This window comes from Actinomadura nitritigenes (assembly GCF_017573545.1).
GTDB classification, from domain to species: domain Bacteria; phylum Actinomycetota; class Actinomycetes; order Streptosporangiales; family Streptosporangiaceae; genus Spirillospora; species Spirillospora nitritigenes.
The window spans coordinates 157,420-173,819 of sequence record NZ_JAGEOK010000021.1 but is presented as its reverse complement, the minus strand read 5'-3'; the positions used below and the strand labels follow the sequence as shown (position 1 = coordinate 173,819).

Here is a 16,400-nt window from a genome sequence, read left to right as displayed (position 1 = left end):
AACGCCCAGCTCAAGTCATGGCGAATCCTACGGAAGCTGCGCTGCTGCCCCCACCGCGCCGGCCGCATCGCCAAGGCCATCCATACCCTGCAACTCCGCGAAACCGCAGCACGCTGAAAAAGGCTCACTGAAGTGGTTTGGCACGATCGGCTCGACGCAGCCTGGTCTGGTGCAGGCCAGCGGAACCGCCACGTGCCATTAGCGTGCCATTAAGGGCGGTGATCAGGGGTCAATCACGGTCACTTGCGGTACGTCCAAACGCCAGGTCAGCGGCTTCAACCGGCGTGATCGCAATGGTTCCCAAGCTGACAGCGCGGGTTCGATTCCCGTCACCCGCTCCACCGATGAAGGCCCAGGCCAGTGATGTATCACTGACGCTGGGCCTTTCTTGTTCATCAGCCGCCGTGCTCGCTACGTGCCCGATATCTCACCGGAGCCGTCCGGGTCCGTGCGCCGTTTCTTGGCCTTCTTCGACTTCCTGAGTTCGCGCGCCACCATCTCCCCGACCGTCGAAGGGTGGCGGCGCTCGCGCCGTTGGCGCGGCCCGCCGCCCGCGCGGCCGGGCCTGCCCGCCGGCTGACCGTCTGCCCGGGGTCGCGCCGCCGCCCGATGTCATAGGCGTCCGTTACCGTGCGCGCAGGCGCGGCCGGTTCCGGAGCATCCAGCTCTGTAGAGAATGACGGTCCCCCCGGTCTGCACGAGGGCGGCACTCGTGCCCAATCTGCGTCCGGGCGTAGCTGGGAGTCAGAGGGAGGCTCGGCAGCACCGGCCGCGCCCACGGCCGAGGACATCGCACCGGTCACGGTCGGTTCGGAGGATCGGTTGCGCGTGTGCTACTGGGGAACCCCGTGGTCCCCCAGACCCCTCCTGAACCCGGAGGGCACACTCCCGCGCGCATCTGTCTGTCACGGGGTGCGCGCCGTTCGCGCGGGAGCACCTCCGGACCGGCCCGCGGAGACGTCCCAGGCGCTAGCCGGCCCAGAGGATGTCGATGATGCGCACGGTCTCCGCCTTGTCGTCGACGAGGAGGGTCAGCATGCCTTGGTTGTCCTTGCCGAAGAACGCATGGCGCAGCGCCGTCTGATCCCGCCGTTCCGGGACGGCGTCCCAGGGGGACTCCAAGAGCTGGAGGAGGCGTTCGAGCAGGGGGCCGTTGCGGATCTCCTCGGGCAGCCCGTTCAGCTCGTACAGTGCGCGCCCGTGGAAGCCGTCGAAGCGGTAGGTCACACCCGGCCTTCCCAGCCCGGCGGTGTGTATCGCACGAAGGCGTCCTCGCGGCCCCGTAGGGCGTCTTGGACGGCATCTTCGTAGCCGGGACGGGCGTAGGCGATGGCTCGCAGGCGCCACTGCTGGAGCAGAGTTCGGACCTGCTTAAACCGCGCGAGGTCGTGCGCAGCGTCCAGCGCCTGGTCGTACTCGGCCCGGAACTGCTCCTGGTGTGACCGCGGGAGCGCGTCGTAGATCGCAGCCGGATCCTCGCCAGGATCGTGCGGCGCGGACGGTTCCTCGGGCTGGGCGGTCATGGTCCCAATCTACCTGTGCTCTTTGCGGAACATGCGCGGAACGGGCGGGCGTCGGAGGGACGAGACGAAGCGTCCCAGAGCAGGTCAGAGGTACTGCGGGCGGCGATCTGGGAAGCGCCTTCCAGAGTCGTGTCCCTAGGCGTCGATGCCGAGCACTATTGACGCGTCTACTTCCAATCGGAACTCCGGCCCCGGCCTCAACGGTTGCCATCCCTGTTCCATTGCCGCCTTGATCGCGGTGGCTACGGTCCGAGGCAGGACGGCCCCTGCAGGAAAACCAAGATCGTTGCTCGGGTGCGCGCACGGCACTGACACCAACAGCCGAGCGCCCTGCCCGTCGGCCTGCTGCACAGCGAAGCACAACGGAGACCACCCCATCGCCTGGCAGTACGTCGGCCGGCCACGCACCTTCCACCGAAACTCGACGTCGCCAACGATGATCCGCCGTGACCCCTTCCGTGCTAGTGCTACAGAATCTCCACCACGTCGCCACCTCTTGGAAGACCCTAAGGCGGGCGTACCGGACGATCCATTGAATAGAGAGTCCGTCAGCACCGGGGCTCCCTGGGAGCCACCGTGGGAGCCACGGGGGCGGATGATCTTGGATCGTGGTGAACCAATTCGGACGAAGCGCAGGTCATCGGCCCGGCATGCGGACAGGTTCGGACGGCGACAGTGATCGTTTGGGGACCTGCGGATCAGGAGGTCCGAGCTTCGGCCGGAGGTTGGGTCGTGTGCCCGCTGCGTGCCCGTTGGAGCGGGCGGTCTTGGGGGCGTGCGGTCACCGGCGGAGTTGAGGGCACGCAAGGGCAGGTCAGCGGCGCGCCTGGTCGTGGTCGATCTTGGAAGTGATTTTCCAAGCTGACAGCGCGGGTTCGATTCCGTCACCCGCTCCAGTATTTCCCCAGGTCACTGCGCTGCTGTAGCCTAAACGATCTTGATCCAAGATCGCATGTCAATCAGATGTCAATGACACCCAGCCTGATCATGTGGCATCCCGTGCCACGCAGACGGCCGGAACGAACCGCCCCAACCCGCCGAAGTGGACATCCCGCCGCCGTACCGCCCGGGCGTCCGAAGCGCTCGGCACCCCACCTCGGCAGAGCGGTCAGCTTCGCCGCCGAGAGGCGCAACCGGGCACCCTCATCTGGTGCGGTGGCCCCGGCTCCATCCGAGGACCGAACGCGCCGGCACTCTCAATGTCCCGGGCGGACGCTCCACTCGCGCTTGAGAGAGTTCGGTGCCCTTCCATGCGCGCCAGGGTTGGGCGGCCAGCGTTCCGGGACCTTGCCGCGCCGGTCGGGGCTGGGGTCAGTGCTGGCAGCGGCGCAGGGTCGGTCCAGCAGCCGTGGGCCGGTAGTCCGGCCAGGTCACGAGCGAGACGGCGGGTCATGTGGCGGACGGTGGCCCACGAACAGCTCCTGCCATAGGGCAGGATCGATGCTGTGACCTGCAGCCACCGTCTGATTCTGGGACGTTCAGGACAGCGCGTGGTTCTCCGCCCGCCCGGTCCCGCTAGCTGCTCTGTCTCCGAGAGGGTGAGACGGGCGCCGTCTCGCCGGATCCGACGGACGGGCCGGAGGCGAGGTCGAGGAGCGTCATCTTGTCGTGGTCCGGGCTGCCCGGCGGCGCCATGTAGATGATGAGGCGCTGGCCTTGTGCGCGGTTGAGGGACAGCCCTTCGTGCGAGAGCGTCATCGTGCCGACCTCCGGGTGCCGGAGCGTCTTCTCGCCGTCGCCGATCGTGTGCACCTCGTACCGCTCCCAGAGCCGGTTGAAGTCGGGGCTCTTGACGATCAGCTCACCCAGGAGTGCGGCGAGATCCGGGGCGTCCGGATCGCTGCCGGCGATCGCCCGCAACTGGGCGACGCACCCCTTGGCCTTCTGTTCCCAGTCCGCCCACAGCTCGCGGGCAGCCGGGTGCAGGAAGATGTACCGTACGGTGTTCCGCTGCCGCTCCGGCCAGTCGGCGATGCCGTGGAGCAGCCGCAGCCCGCCGGGATTGGCCGCCAGCAGGTCGTTGGTGCGGCTCACGACGTACGCCGGGTTGGGCCGGAGCGTCTCCAGAAGCTGCGTGACGGTCGGACGGACGCGGCGTGACGGCAGGGGCCTGGGCTCGGGCGCGCGCCGCGCCGCGCGCGCCGCCAGCTCGTGCAGGAAGCCGCTCTCCTCCTGGTTGAGGCGGAGCGCGTCGGCCAGCGCCTCGACCACGGAGGGGCTCGGATGGGTCTCCTTGCCGCGTTCCAGACGTATGTAGTAGTCGATGCTCACACCGGCCAGCGCCGCCACCTCCTCCCGGCGCAGCCCGGGCGTTCGGCGCGTGCCGGTTCCGGCGGGCAGCCCGACGTCTGCCGGGCGTACGTCGCCACGGCGAGCCCGCAGGAACTTCCCGAACTCGGTCATGTCGTCATTCTGCCAGCGTGTGATCAGGGTCCAGCCCGGAGCCTGGCCCTGCTGCACCCCCCTCTGGAGCACCCCGGAAGATCACGGTCTGCCTCGCCCTCGCGAGCCTCACCAGCCTGGACGGATGACCGCTCTTGAACAAGCCCGCGCCTCACAGGATGCCCGGCAACGCACGGCCGCACCGAAGCTGATCCTGGCGACCACGTTCATGGGCATCTTCATGCTCAACCTCAACACCATGGCGATGAACGTGGCGCTGCCCGGGATCGGGCGGGACTTCGGCGGCAGCACGGCGGGACTGCAATGGATCGTGGACGCCTACACGCTGATGTTCGCCGCACTCCTGCTTTCCGCGGGCGCGCTCTCCGACCGCATAGGGGCGAGCCGCGCGTTCGGCGCCGGCGTCGCGGTCTTCACGGTGGCCTCGGCGGCCTGCGGACTGGCGCCGGGGCTGGGCGAGCTGATCGCCGCCCGCCTGGTCCAGGGGAGCGCGGCGGCGATCATGCTGCCCTCCTCGCTGGCCTTCGTCCGGCAAACCTTCCCGGACGCGGCCGAACGGGCACGGGCCATCGCGCTGTGGACCGTTGGCGGAGCCGTCGCGGTCGCCGCCGGACCGGTGGCCGGCGGGGTGCTGTCCAGCACTGTGAGCTGGCGGGCGATCTTCATCGTCAACCTGCCCGTCGGCATCGCCACCCTCGCGGTGCTGACCCGCGCGGAGCGCTCGCAGCGCCGTGCCACGCCGCTCGATCCGTACGGCCAGCTCACGGTGATCGTCGCGCTCGCGGCGCTCACCTTCGCGGTGATCGACGGAGGGGAGAACGGCTTCGGCGAGCCCGCGGTGCTGGGCTGCCTGGGGCTCGCTGCAGTGTCGACGGCCGCGTTCATCATGATCGAGGCACGTGCCGCCGCGCCGCTGGTCCCGCTCGACCTCTTCCGCTCGCGCACGGTGACGGTTTCGGTCGCGATCGGCTTCGTCGTCAATGCCGCGTTCTACGGGCTGGTGTTCGTGCTGAGCCTGTTCTTTCAGGACGTTCTGAACCTGTCCGCCATGGCCGCGGGGCTGATGTTCCTACCGATGATGGCCGTGATCGCCGGAGCCAACCTGGCCTCGGCCAGGGCTGCGGCCCGCTTTGGGCCGCGGATGCCGATCGCCATCGGACAAGCGGTCTTCGCGCTGGCGCTGTTCGGCCTGCTCTGGATCGACGAGGGCACCAGCAGACCGGTGATCGCGGCGATGCTCATCCCGGTCGGCCTCGGCCTGGGCTTCTTCGTACCTTCCCTGACCGCCGTGCTGCTGAACGACATCGCCGCAGATCGGGCCGGAATGGCCGCCGGGGTCCTGAACTCCTTCCGCCAGACGGGCGGCGCGCTCGCCGTGGCCGTCTTCGGAGCCTTGGTCGCGGACCGGGGTGAGTTCATCGTGGGTCTGCGGGTCGCCTTGTGCGTCGCGGCTCTGATGCTGACAGCCACCACGGCCGCGGCACTCATGCTGCCGCGCGGCCGTAGCTGACGGGACGGAGACGGGGATGTCTGGCGCGGGGCCTGGTAAGGAACTCAACCTGAGGGAACCGGGCGGCCCGAGGCCGGGCGGTCAGCTGCGGGCGACGGGGCACGTGAGCGGCATCCGGCGGCAACGGCTCGCTCACACAGCAGCCCATCCTCCTGGCCGCCTTCGCAAGTCTGCGTTGGGGTAAGGTCACCGCGCTCAAGCGCTGTGACGCCGCCAACCACACGGTGCGGGTCCGAATGTCGTCGTCGAGCATGTCCGGAGGAGGTCATGGCCCGGACGTCCACTTGCGGATCCCAGGTCAGGGAGCGGGCCGGGATGTCGGGGCCGGCCGGAGTGGTGGCCGACACGGCGCCGACGGCGTGCCGGACGGCGTCTTCCAGGAGCCGGACGTCCGTCCAGCCGGGCGGCGGTGCGGTCGGGCCTCCGGGACCGTCGAAGCGGATGACCGCATGGAAGTGGACGCCGCCCCGGCGCTGGTGTTCGGCGACCTTGGCGATCGTGAAGCGCCGCCGCAGGTGATGTGCATACCTGGTTGCCAGCCCGAACGGTGGGCTACCGTCTGTTCTCGGCAGGGATGCGGTTGGTCTATTGGGTTGGGGCTTCAATGAGCGAGTTGGGGGAGAGCGCGCGTTCTGTCTGGTCAGGGCAGGCGGTCGCGTATGCGGAATCCTTCGCCGCGGTGTGCGCGTATCCGATCGGGGATTTGCTCGATGCCGTCGGAGCCGGTCCCGGCGTCCGTCTACTTGATGTGGGCACTGGGTCAGGGAACGTCGCTGCTGACGCGTTCGCGAGGAGCGCCCGGGTTAGCGCCGTTGATGCCGACCCGGGGATGGTGGAACTGGCTGCGAAGGCCGTGCCGTCGGCTGAGGTCGGTGTCGCAGAGCTGCCTGTTCTTCCCTTCGCTGATGATGCCTTCGATGCGGTGACCGCCAACTTCGTGCTGGACCATGTGGGGCGGCCACGGCGTTCGCTGGCGGAGTTGGGCCGGGTGACCCGGCCGGGCGGCCGGATCGCTGTGACGATGTGGGCCGTTCCGGGCGGGGCAGGGCGGGCTTTGCTGGGACGAGCGATCGAGGCCGCTGGCGTGCAGCACAAGATCCACCGGCCGGTCATGGCCTCTGAGGCCGATTTCCCGCGCACTGAACAGGGGCTCGTGGACCTGCTGCGGGCCGCCGGGATTTCCAAGCCCTCTTGCCGGACCATCGCCTGGGACCATCAGACCTCCGCACAGGGGTGGTGGCATGGCGCAGAGTCGGGTGTCGGTTTCATCGGCCACCTCGTCGCCACCCAACCGCCCGAGACCCGAGCGGAGATCAAACGGCATTTCGATCTCCTCAGTGCTGAGTTCACCGGTCCAGACGGACGGCTCGCGCTGCCGCATCGGGCACTGCTCGCCAGCGGAACGGCCGAAGCATGAGCTGTGCCGGGGGGAAGGCGGGTTCAGGGATCAGCGCGCCCTGCTCGGCTCAGCGCGGCCACGGCCAACCCTCCGGATGAGCGATCGCCTTACGCAGTTCCGCCGGGTTCGCTGCCTCTACGAGCCGTTCCCGCCGCCTTCCCAGCCTTGATCGGGCAGTGTCACCAGCGCCCACCACGAGCCGGTTGCCTTGCCGTGCCAGACGGCCAGTACTTGCCGCTCCCGCGCTATGTGGTCAGTGAGCGGCCACGCCTCGACCTCGTCGGGCAGCATGACCCGGACAGGACGCCCGCTCATCACAGCCCCCTATCCGGCGCCGGGCCGTCGGAGGCGTAGGCGTACGGGGCCGCGAGCACCCGCGATATCCGATCGGCAGCGGCCGCCGTTTCAGCGACCGGGCGCAGTGGTGCCAGCGGCACAGGACGCCAACGTTGATGTCGTAAACCTGCCAGTCCCTTCCTCGCAACCTGTCTAGGGTCGCTGCCATGTCACAACAAAGCCGGGACGTCATCCAAAACGCCTGGAAAGCCTTTGCCACCCACGATGCGGATCAGATCTCCGCCGTCTTCACCGAGGACGCCGAGTGGCTGGCCCCCCTGGGCAATGCGACCGCCGTCGCGTTGGAAGGTTCCGGTCACATAGTCGGCCGGGAGGCGATCGTGCGCTTTCTCGCCGAGGACTTCCCTCGCTTCTTTGCGCGCGACGTCACTGTCACCTTCCATGGCCTCTATGCCGACGGTGACCACGTGATCGTGGAGGAGACCATGACGGCCACGCTCGCCAACGGCAACCACTACGCCAACGACTACTGCTTCGTCTTCGAACTCCGAGACGGCCTGATCCGCCGAGTCCGCGAGTACATGGACACAGCACGCGGACATCGCATGGTCTTCGGCGAGGAGGGAGCCGGAAGGCCCGGAGGCAGTCAATCCTAGGCACTCGAAACCAGCACGCAGTAGCTGCGGTAGGTGGTGGGTCATGAGTACGGCGCGCAGCAGCCGGTACGCCTGAATTCAGGGATGCACACGAAGCGTCCGAGCTTGACGGAGCGGATGCGCCGTCCGGCGATGAGACGATGCGGGAACCGCTGCGAGGTATTGAGGTAGTCCGCCGCCTCAACGACCGTCAGCAGCTGGTGAGTGCGGCGGTGACGAGCGTCTCGCCGCGTGTGGGGTCCTGGCTTGCGAAGCGCCATTCGCCGATGGCGAGGATCAGGTCAGGGTCCTGGTCGTCGGGCGGTAGCCAGCCGGGGGACTGCTCGCGGATGAAGGCGATGCGAGCGGCCCGCAGTGTGCCGAGGGTGGTGGAGTACCGGCGGGACTTGGTGGAGAAGTGGCTCCGGAAGCCGAGCATGTGAGCCCACTGGACGAGCCGGAGGTCTGCGAACTCGTCGAGGGCACCCAAGGTCAGGCATTCGCTGATGAGTCGCTCGGCGTGCGGAGTGAGCGGCAGGTTGGCCCGGTCGTCAGCGGGGTCAAGGCGCCGGTCCAGGGTGCCGACGCATTCGGCGGCTTTGGTGGCGTGCTTGGCGATGTAGCCCGCTACGGCCTGCTGTGGCAGTCATCGGGCAGCCCCCATGAGCCGGGTAGGGGCGTGGCGCGATCAGGGCTCACGCCGAGCCGGAAGGAAGCGGCGCTTAGGCGGGGGGGAAGATGGCCGGGACGGGGTCGGTGAGGGTTTCCCGGTCCGGGGTCAGGTGCGCATACTCGCGAGCCACCTGTTCGGGGACGTAGGCCGATCGGGCGCGATGCCAGGCGCCGTCTTGGCTCGGCGACGATGCACGCGCCGGGCGTTTCGCCTGGTCACCGAACCGCCGAGGGTGAAGTTGATCATTTTGTGGGAGACTCGTGCGGTTGTTTCCCCGCCGCGGAGTTGATCAGTTGCGCTCGCCCCTTCTCGCCGCATCCGCCGTGCTCCTGCTCACCCTGGCCGCCTGCGAGGGCAAGGCGCCCTCCCGGACGGCCCCCGCCCCCAGCGCTCAGGCCTCATCGACCTCTGCCGTTCCGGAGACGAGCGCCGCGTCCACCGCCCCGGCCGCCTCGTCCAGCCCGGAACCGGCCGGTTCCGCGACGAAGCCCGCCTCCCCGAGCCGGAAGCCGGCCGCTCCGCGCCCGAAGCCGGTCGGTCCGCACACCGTCTGCGGCGAGGTCAAGGCGGCCAACGGCGATCTGCTCGCCGCGGCCGTCCAGACCGGCCGGACGACCTGCGCGACGGTCCTCAGGGTGCTCCGCGCCTACTACCGGCCGAGCACGCCCAAGCAGGGCTCCGCGGGCGTGGCCACCGTGGACGGATGGACGTGCGCGTCGAACTCCTCCGCCGAGTCCGGCCGGACCGGACGGGTGTCCTCCTGCCGCAACGGCTCGACAACGATCGTCGCCGACATCATCCCTTAGGGCGTCGTGGAGTCCGCCCGATGAACCGGGGATGCCGAGCATCGGCCCTTTCACCCCGTCAGGGGCGCGAACTTCGGACACGTTCCCATTCGACACGAAACACCTTCAAGGAGATCGCCCATCCGGAAGGAACGCGGGCCGCGTCGCATCTCAGCGCGCCACGACAGGTTCTCCGCCGCGCTGGTCGCGGCGGCGCTCATGGCCGCGGCGACCGGTTGCGGCCCTGCCACCGGAGACGGGAAGCAGACGGTGGCCGCGCGTCCGCCGTTGGCGACGCCTCGCACGCCCGGCGGCGCGGCATCGCGCACCCAGGGTTCGCCTTCCAAGCCGATGGCCAAAGCCGAGCTTGACGCACTGCTCCTGACGACGTCCGAGTTGGGGGCCAACTATTCCGAAGTACCGGCCGAGTCTGGTGGCGGCGACGACAACGTCGGGCTTCAGGGCTGTCCGGAGCTGTCGAAGATGTTCGCCACCTCGTTCGCCGCGCAGACGGCGAGGGCGTTCCAGTACGGCTACGACAGCTCGTCGCAAGTGACGGAGACCCTCTTCAGCGACTCCCCCTCGCGGCTGTCCACCGTTCTGGGCGGCGCCGTCCGGGCGATGTCCTCCTGCCGCTCGTTCACCTTCACCTCCGGAACGACCCCTGTCCAGGCCACGGTCAGCCAGGTGCACGTCCCCCAGCTCGGTGACGAGCAGTTCGGGATGACCGTGACGATGGTGGGACCGGCGCGCACCATCGTCATCGAGGAGGAATTCGTGCGCATGGGCTCCGTGGCCGTAAGCCTGACCGGCGCCCCGGGCCTGGTCGACAACCACCTGAGCCAGGCCGCGGGCAAGGTCCGGCGCCACCTGTGAAAGCAGGCGGCTCGCGGTGATCCTCAAGGCCGGGACGGTAAGCCTCGTGTCTACCCTGCCCACCGGCCTCTGGAAGCTCGTGCGTCCGCGTTCACCGTGATCGGTGCCCTGTGCACCCTCGCCTGGCTCGCGCTGTACCTCCTCTTCCGGTCGCGATGGCGCCGCCGCCCGCGCCGGCGCGCCCGGGCGGGCGGCCTGTTCCGTCCGGTCCTGGCGCGCCGCGTCGACCGTCCGCCCAGAATGCGGATTTTACCTTGGGTCGTCAGAGGATTTCCGACCCGTCAACGGCCGTAAGCGGGAGGTATTTCGAATTGACTCGTATGGGCTGTCCTTCACGGGGCCCCGGATGAGTATCAGGTCAGCCGGTCGTCTTGACCGGTGCGCTGCTGCGGCCCTGGTGTCGGCCGCTGAGTTCAGCGTCGAGGGTCTCCTGCGCCACGCGCATGCCTTCGGCGTAGACGGGTTCCTGTAGCCGTTTCCACATCTCCTCCTCTGAGACGTACTCAACGCTGCTGACCACCCACCAGATGTTGCCGAATGGGTCTTTGATTCGCCCTCCGCGTTGACCGAAGGCGTTGTCCGCCACAGGGGTGACGACATGGCCGCCGGCCGCGACGGCTCGTTGGAACACCCGGTCGGCGTCGGCGACGAACACGCGCAGCAGGCTCGGCATGTGAGGCCAGTCCGCGTGACGATCGAAGGCCAGCACGACCGTGTCGCCGATCCGGATCTCACCATGACCGATCAAGCCGTCCTCGGTCTGCACCCGCCCGAGTTCCTCGCCGTCGAATACTCGGCCGACGAAGTCGAGGAAAGCTCCTGTGTCGTCGGTGACGACCCAGGGCGCGACGGTGGTGTAGCCCTCGGGCGCGGCGTTGATCTGCTCGGGCATTGGCGTCCTCTCGCTGGTACTGCTCGGCCGGCTGAAACATAGGTGCTTCATAGGCCGGTTTCTGTCCTGAATTGTTGTCGGGTGTTCGCGCGAGACGGTCTGTCACCTGTGCCGGAGGGGAGCCTGCTGGAGAGCCGTGCTCAGTTGCCCACGCCGAGGGTGGACATGAACGCGGCCGGGTATCGGTCGCCGCGCGCCACGCCTGGCGGTACCGCCTTCTCGATCTCGGCGAGGTCGTCCGCGGTGAGGTTCAGCTCCATCGCGGGCAGCGCCTCGGCCAGCCGTTCGCGGGTGCGAGCGCCGACCAGCGGCACGATGTCCGGGCCTTGCGCAGCCACCCAGGCGATGGCCAGTTGGGCGACGGTGGACCCCTTCGCGGCGGCGACCCGGCGCAGCGCCTCCACGAGGGCGAGGTTGTGTTCCACGTTCCCGCCGGCGAACCGCGGGCTGAAACCGCGGGTGTCGCCGGGCCCCGCGGTGTGGCCGGCCTTCCAGTGCCCGGAGATGAGGCCGCGGCCGAGCACGCCGTAGGCGGTCAGGCCGATGCCCAGCTCCCGCAGCGTGGGGAGGACCTCCGCCTCCACCGCCCGGGAGATCAGCGAGTACTCGATCTGCAGGTCGGCGACCGGGTGCACGGTGTGCGCCCGGCGGATCGTCGCCGCGTCGACCTCCGAGAGCCCCAGGTACCGCACGTGCCCGGCGTCGATCAGGTCCTTGATCGCACCCACCGTCTCCTCGATCGGCACCGCCGGATCCAGCCGCGCAGGGCGGTAGATGTCGATGTGGTCGGTGCCCAGCCGGGTCAGCGAGTAGGCCAGGAAGTTCTTCACCGCCTCGGGACGGCCGTCCTGCCCGCCGAACTCCGCGCCCGGGCCCCGCAGCATGCCGAACTTGACGCTCAGCTGGTAACTGTCGCGATCCCGGCCGCGCAGCGCCTCGGCGAGCAGCAGCTCGTTGTGGCCCATGGCGTAGAAGTCGGCGGTGTCGATCAGCGTGACGCCGCCCTCCAGCGCGGCGTGCACGGTGGCGATGCTCTCCGCGCGGTCGGCCGCGCCGTAGGCGCCCGACATGCCCATCGCGCCCAGGCCCAGCGCGGAGGTGGCCGGTCCGATCCTGCCGAGGGTTCGTGTCCGCATCAGGTTCTCCTTCGTTCTCGATGTCGTCCTCCAACCCTGCGCCCGAGCCCGGACGTACGGGAGCGGAGCGTTCATCGTGGGAGAGCCGCTCCCTGGATACGCTCGCCGCCGCGAGGGACGATGGGGCCGTGCAACGTGACCAGCTCGCCGACTTCCTGCGCCGCCGCCGCGAGGCGATCCGCCCGGCCGAGGTCGGCATCGCCGACGGCCCCCGTCGCCGCACCACCGGCCTGCGCCGGGAAGAGGTGGCCATGCTCGCCGGTATGTCGGTGGACTACGTCGTACGCCTCGAACAGGGCCGCAGCAGTCAGCCCTCGCCTCAGTTGCTCGGCGCGCTGGCCCGGGCCTTGCGTCTGTCCGACGACGAACGCGACCACCTGTTCCACCTGGCCGGCCACCGGCCGCCGCCCGCCGACGGAGCGGCCCGCCTGGCCCGCGCCGGCCTGATGCGCATGCTCGACCTGCTCGGCGAGACCCCGGCCTTGGTCCTGTCCGACCTGGGCGAGGTCCTCGCCCAGAACCGGGCGGCCGTCCTGGTGACCGGCGACCACACGGGCTTCTCCGGCGATCAGCGCTACGTCGCCTACCGCTGGTTCACCGACGCCGCCGCCCGCGCGGTCGCCCCGGTCGAGGAGCAGGAGCACTACGCCCGCAAGCTCGTGGCCGACCTGCGCGCGGCCGCCGGCCGCCGAACCGGTGACCCCGCCGTCGCCGGACTCATCGAACGATTGCAGGCCGCCAGCGCCGACTTCCGGCGGCTGTGGGCCGAGCACGAGGTGGCGGTCCGGCGCGCCGACCGCAAGACCATGCTGCACCCGCGAGTGGGCCGCCTGCTGCTGGACTGCGAGACGCTGATCACTCCCGACCAGAGCCAGCAGCTGCTGGTGCTCACCCCTGCCGACGCCGAGACCCGCGAGCGGCTGGATCTGTTGCGGGTCCTCGGCATCGAGGACTTCCCCACCGAATCCAGATCGGCGCAATAGCCGCCACTTGACCGTCGCGCAGTACTCGTCCTCCCGCAACAAGATCTCGTCCGGGAGGACCCGCATCCGTTCGTCGCGGTCTTCCGACTCTTCCTCTTCGAGGTCCTCGGTGACTCACTCCATGTCGGAACCGGGCATGGGCGGACTGGCGGCGAGCACCGCACAAGGCGCCTCCGGCGGGGCACTCCGGCTCCGGGAGGATCGGCCGGGGAGGTCTCCCGGTCGCGTACGAACGTCACGCCCCTCCGTGTGTGTTGGAAGATATTTCCGACCCCTGGAGGAATCACGTGCAGCTCCGCTTCGACGGCCTGTACGCCGAGCAAGGCCAGGCGTACACCTCGTTCCTGCGCTTCTTCCCGACAGGCGAGGGCATGGCCGTCTCCGTCGAGCATGATCTCCCGTTGGAGGAGACCGTCGTGTCGGTGGCCCGCTGGCTGCTTCCCGACCACCCCCGCCTGCCCCGCGGTCCGTACTCGGTGGAGGGCAACGTTCTGTCGTTCGCTGCGAGGTCCAGGGAAGGGTTGGTCGAATACCTCGGCGTCATTGCGCCGCACGGCATGGAGCTATGCCTGCATTCACACAGTCACATCAACGGCCACAAGGCTTACGGCGTCTACCGGTACCAGCGCCTTCCGCCCTCCTGGCAACACCAACGCGACGACGCTGCAGGCCAGTGAGATCAAAGGTATTGCCAAGCTGACAGTGCGGCCTTGATTGTCCTGTTCCCGAGCGGGGACCCAAGGCGCAGTCTCCCCGTCGCCGGGCCGGGGACGGGGTCCTGCGGTCAATCCAGGCTTTCCCTCGGGTTCGAATCGCGCAGGAAGCGCTCGCCGAGTGGTGTCAGCGCGTGGTGCACCGTCTTGCCCCGGCGCTCGCTGGTGATGAGACCGGCGCCGCGAAGGGCGCTGGCATGCTGGGACGCGGACGCCGCGCTGATCTGGAGCCGGGCCGCCAGCGCCCCCGTCGTGAGCTCCCGCTGCGCGCCGACCACCTGGATCACGGCCGCACGCGTCCGGCCGAACACCTGCGGCAGGGCGTCGCGCCCGACCGTCGCGCCGAACGGCCGCGACGCGGGAACCACCACGGCCGCCGGATCGTCGCCGGCGAGCAGGACACGCGGCTCGGTGACGAACGGCGAGAGGACGAACTGGACGCCCCGTCCCTGCAGGCGCACGTCGCCGTCGCGCAGCGTCTCGATCTCCAGAACCGGCGGCGCCCAGCGGATGCCGGCGTGCAGGCTTCCCAGCAGGCCGCCGATCCCGCGGTCGGCCATCGTCCGGGCATGGCCGCCGGCCTCCGCGGACAGGTGGGCGCCCATACCGGACCACAGGTCGGCCAGCGCGACCCGGTGGAAGTCGCGGAGCCCGCAGATGAGCGCCCGCATCGCCTCCGGGTCTCCGGCGGCGAGGCGGGACAGCCACGAGACGGGCGGCCGCCGCCCGTACGTCCGCTCCAGTTCCGCGCGGATGCGCCGCACGGGCGTCGAGGCGACGGCGTCGAGCTCCGATTCGAACCCCGGCACGTGCGTGTACGGCGTCAGGAAATCGGGGAGCAGGCGTCCGGGCGGGACCAGGTCGAGCAGCAGACGCGACGGGCCGGTGAGCCGCGTGCGCGTTCGCGCCCGCCATGGGCCGGGAACCGGCTCCGGCCCGGCCCCGCGCAGGGCCTGGGCGCCGAGAACGGTCTGGGCGATCGGCGAGAGGCCCGGGGTGATGCGGATCCGGGTGAGGTCCTCGTAGTCGAGCCAGAGCCGCAGCATGGCCGGAATTTACAACATTTAGGCTATTTTCAAAATCATTGCACCAGGGCCGGAGCCTCCTGGAAGGTGCGGGCATGAACCGCCTCCGCCTGTTGTGCCGCACCGTTCCGCTGATGGTGTTCGCCGCCCTCACCGCGGTCGCGCTGCCCGCCCGCGCCGATGTCCGTGAGGGCGACATCGACGGAGTTCCCTACCGCGCCGAGATCCCCGCCAACTGGAACGGGACGCTTCTCCTGTGGAGCCACGGCGCGTACAGCCTGGAGTTCCCCGCGCCCTCGGACATCGAACTGACGAACCACCCGGCCACGAAGCAGTGGCTGCTCGACCACGGATACGCGCTGGCGGCCTCGCAGTTCCGCGTCCCGCGCGGCTGGGGCGTGGTCGAGTCGGGCCTGAAGGACCAGACGGCCCTGCTCGACTGGTTCACGGCGAACGTCGGCAAGCCCCGGCGGACCATCTCGGCGGGCGCGTCCGCCGGCGGCCTCACCGCCGTCCTGCTGGCGGAACGCGACCCGCGCCGCTTCGCCGGCGTCGCCTCCCTCTGCGGAGTCGTCGGCGGCACGACCGGCCACTTCAACAGCGCCCTGGACGCGAACTTCGCGGTCAAGACACTTCTCGCGCCCGACCTCGACCTCGTCGGTATCAAGGACCCGCAGACGAACACGACCAACGCCCGCCGGGCACTGGGAGCCGCGCTCGACGACCCCCGTGGACGCGCCCGCCTCGCCCTCGCCGCCGCCCTCGCCGACATTCCCGGCCGCTACGCCTCGCGCGCACCGGCACCCGGCACGGTCGCCGGCCAGGTGGAGCAGCAGACCTACTACGCCGCCTACGACCGAGGCGCCTTCTGGGGCCTCAACCGCACCGACATCGAGCAGCGCGCCGGCGGCAACCCGTCCTGGAACACGGGGGTGGACTACCGGACGCTCCTCGCCCGCTCCACGCAGAAGCAGCTGGTGAAACGCGCCTACCGCGAGGCCGGCCTGAGCCTCCGCGAGGACCTCGCCCGCCTCGACGCGGCACCCCGGGTGAAGGCCGACCCCACGGCCGTCCGCTACCTCGGCCGCTACGGCACCCCCACCGGCCGCACCCCCTGGCCGGTGGTGACCCTGCACACGACCGGCGACGGCAACGTCCCCCCGGAGAACCAGAGCCGGTACGCCGCCCAGGTGCGTCGCGCGGGCGACCCGGCCAACCTGAAGCAGCTCTTCGTCGACCGCGGCTACCACTGCTCCTTCACCGCCTCCGAAGAGATCACGACCCTCCGGACCCTCCTGACGCGAATGAACACCCGCCACTGGCCGACCACCCGGCCGGCTGCGCTGAACAGCGCCGCGGCCGAGCTCGGTCCCGACTACCAGACCGTCTTCGACACGGACCCCGAGCCGGGACTGCACCCGACGAGCCCGTCCTTCACCCGCTACCAACCGGGCCCGTACCTACGCCCATAGCCACACGGTCAGAGACCATGGTCCGCGGGGGCGAGCCATGGCCTCTGACCTCTTCCCAGGACCGGCCGAAGCCACCGG

18 protein-coding genes and 1 pseudogene are annotated in these 16,400 nt (G+C 69.7%); 9 read left to right on the top strand and 10 right to left on the bottom strand.

Annotated features, from left to right (window positions below):
• A pseudogene (locus J4557_RS30435) lies at positions 1 to 117 on the top strand (IS5/IS1182 family transposase); the annotation flags it as partial.
• 852 nt (positions 118 to 969) lie between these two features.
• On the opposite strand, the gene J4557_RS30430 reads toward J4557_RS30435, so the two are convergent.
• The 3 genes from J4557_RS30430 to J4557_RS30420 form a co-directional block, all read right to left on the bottom strand.
• Positions 970 to 1,227, bottom strand: a complete 258-nt coding sequence (locus J4557_RS30430) for a hypothetical protein (RefSeq protein ID WP_208270183.1) — start codon at positions 1,225 to 1,227, stop codon at positions 970 to 972.
• Complete coding sequence (locus J4557_RS30425) at positions 1,224 to 1,523, bottom strand: DUF6247 family protein (RefSeq protein ID WP_208270182.1); 300 nt, start codon at positions 1,521 to 1,523, stop codon at positions 1,224 to 1,226. The genes J4557_RS30430 and J4557_RS30425 overlap by 4 nt, the downstream gene beginning before the upstream one ends.
• 1,515 nt (positions 1,524 to 3,038) lie before the next feature.
• Entirely contained in the window at positions 3,039 to 3,926 is an 888-nt protein-coding gene (locus tag J4557_RS30420; protein WP_208270181.1) for a helix-turn-helix transcriptional regulator, read from the bottom strand.
• A 124-nt stretch (positions 3,927 to 4,050) separates the two neighbouring features.
• On the opposite strand from J4557_RS30420, the gene J4557_RS30415 reads away from it, so the two are divergent.
• Positions 4,051 to 5,436, top strand: a complete 1,386-nt coding sequence (locus J4557_RS30415) for an MFS transporter (RefSeq protein ID WP_243776561.1) — start codon at positions 4,051 to 4,053, stop codon at positions 5,434 to 5,436.
• 44 nt (positions 5,437 to 5,480) lie between these two features.
• Here J4557_RS30415 and J4557_RS51785 read toward each other — a convergent pair whose 3' ends face one another.
• A complete protein-coding gene (locus tag J4557_RS51785) occupies positions 5,481 to 6,041 on the bottom strand; it encodes a replication initiator (RefSeq protein ID WP_307800298.1) in 561 nt (186 codons plus the stop codon).
• Between J4557_RS51785 and J4557_RS30410 the strand changes: the two genes are divergently transcribed.
• Positions 6,041 to 6,853: a class I SAM-dependent methyltransferase gene (locus J4557_RS30410; protein WP_208270180.1), complete on the top strand. Its 813-nt coding sequence runs from the start codon at positions 6,041 to 6,043 to the stop codon at positions 6,851 to 6,853. The two genes, J4557_RS51785 and J4557_RS30410, sit on opposite strands and share 1 nt — an antisense overlap.
• 117 nt (positions 6,854 to 6,970) lie before the next feature.
• Here the strand turns inward: J4557_RS30410 and J4557_RS30405 are convergent, their stop codons facing one another.
• Positions 6,971 to 7,150 (bottom strand): hypothetical protein, encoded by a 180-nt coding sequence (locus tag J4557_RS30405; protein WP_208270179.1) that lies wholly within the window; start codon positions 7,148 to 7,150, stop codon positions 6,971 to 6,973.
• Positions 7,151 to 7,338: 188 nt separating this feature from the next.
• Between J4557_RS30405 and J4557_RS30400 the strand changes: the two genes are divergently transcribed.
• Entirely contained in the window at positions 7,339 to 7,788 is a 450-nt protein-coding gene (locus J4557_RS30400) for a nuclear transport factor 2 family protein (protein WP_208270178.1), read from the top strand.
• Between the two features lie 41 nt (positions 7,789 to 7,829).
• Here the strand turns inward: J4557_RS30400 and J4557_RS30395 are convergent, their stop codons facing one another.
• Together J4557_RS30395 and J4557_RS51780 are read right to left on the bottom strand one after the other, a co-directional pair.
• Positions 7,830 to 8,048, bottom strand: a complete 219-nt coding sequence (locus tag J4557_RS30395; RefSeq protein ID WP_208270177.1) for an excisionase family DNA-binding protein — start codon at positions 8,046 to 8,048, stop codon at positions 7,830 to 7,832.
• Positions 7,979 to 8,413, bottom strand: coding sequence for a replication initiator (locus J4557_RS51780; protein ID WP_372442548.1), 435 nt, complete (start codon positions 8,411 to 8,413; stop codon positions 7,979 to 7,981). Before J4557_RS51780 ends, J4557_RS30395 begins: the two co-directional genes overlap by 70 nt.
• A 320-nt stretch (positions 8,414 to 8,733) precedes the next feature.
• Here J4557_RS51780 and J4557_RS30385 point away from each other — a divergent pair, with 320 nt between their 5' ends.
• Together J4557_RS30385 and J4557_RS30380 are read left to right on the top strand one after the other, a co-directional pair.
• Positions 8,734 to 9,246 carry a hypothetical protein gene (locus J4557_RS30385; RefSeq protein WP_208270176.1) on the top strand — a complete coding sequence of 171 codons (513 nt, stop codon included), beginning with the start codon at positions 8,734 to 8,736 and terminating at the stop codon, positions 9,244 to 9,246.
• A 198-nt stretch (positions 9,247 to 9,444) separates the two neighbouring features.
• Positions 9,445 to 10,101, top strand: coding sequence for a hypothetical protein (locus J4557_RS30380; protein WP_208270175.1), 657 nt, complete (start codon positions 9,445 to 9,447; stop codon positions 10,099 to 10,101).
• 358 nt (positions 10,102 to 10,459) lie between these two features.
• On the opposite strand, the gene J4557_RS30375 is transcribed toward J4557_RS30380, so the two are convergent.
• Entirely contained in the window at positions 10,460 to 10,993 is a 534-nt protein-coding gene (locus tag J4557_RS30375) for a VOC family protein (RefSeq protein ID WP_208270174.1), read from the bottom strand.
• A gap of 140 nt (positions 10,994 to 11,133) precedes the next feature.
• Positions 11,134 to 12,129: an aldo/keto reductase gene (locus tag J4557_RS30370; protein WP_208270173.1), complete on the bottom strand. Its 996-nt coding sequence runs from the start codon at positions 12,127 to 12,129 to the stop codon at positions 11,134 to 11,136.
• A 128-nt stretch (positions 12,130 to 12,257) separates the two neighbouring features.
• Here J4557_RS30370 and J4557_RS30365 point away from each other — a divergent pair, with 128 nt between their 5' ends.
• Entirely contained in the window at positions 12,258 to 13,112 is an 855-nt protein-coding gene (locus tag J4557_RS30365; protein ID WP_208270172.1) for a helix-turn-helix transcriptional regulator, read from the top strand.
• Positions 13,113 to 13,399: 287 nt separating this feature from the next.
• On the top strand, positions 13,400 to 13,789 hold the full coding sequence (locus J4557_RS30360; RefSeq protein ID WP_208270171.1) for a hypothetical protein: 390 nt from the start codon (positions 13,400 to 13,402) through the stop codon (positions 13,787 to 13,789).
• A gap of 107 nt (positions 13,790 to 13,896) precedes the next feature.
• Here J4557_RS30360 and J4557_RS30355 read toward each other — a convergent pair whose 3' ends face one another.
• Positions 13,897 to 14,871 carry a helix-turn-helix domain-containing protein gene (locus J4557_RS30355; RefSeq protein ID WP_208270170.1) on the bottom strand — a complete coding sequence of 325 codons (975 nt, stop codon included), beginning with the start codon at positions 14,869 to 14,871 and terminating at the stop codon, positions 13,897 to 13,899.
• 74 nt (positions 14,872 to 14,945) lie between these two features.
• Here J4557_RS30355 and J4557_RS30350 point away from each other — a divergent pair, with 74 nt between their 5' ends.
• A complete protein-coding gene (locus J4557_RS30350) occupies positions 14,946 to 16,322 on the top strand; it encodes an alpha/beta hydrolase family protein (RefSeq protein WP_208270169.1) in 1,377 nt (458 codons plus the stop codon).
• Positions 16,323 to 16,400 lie beyond the last annotated feature (78 nt).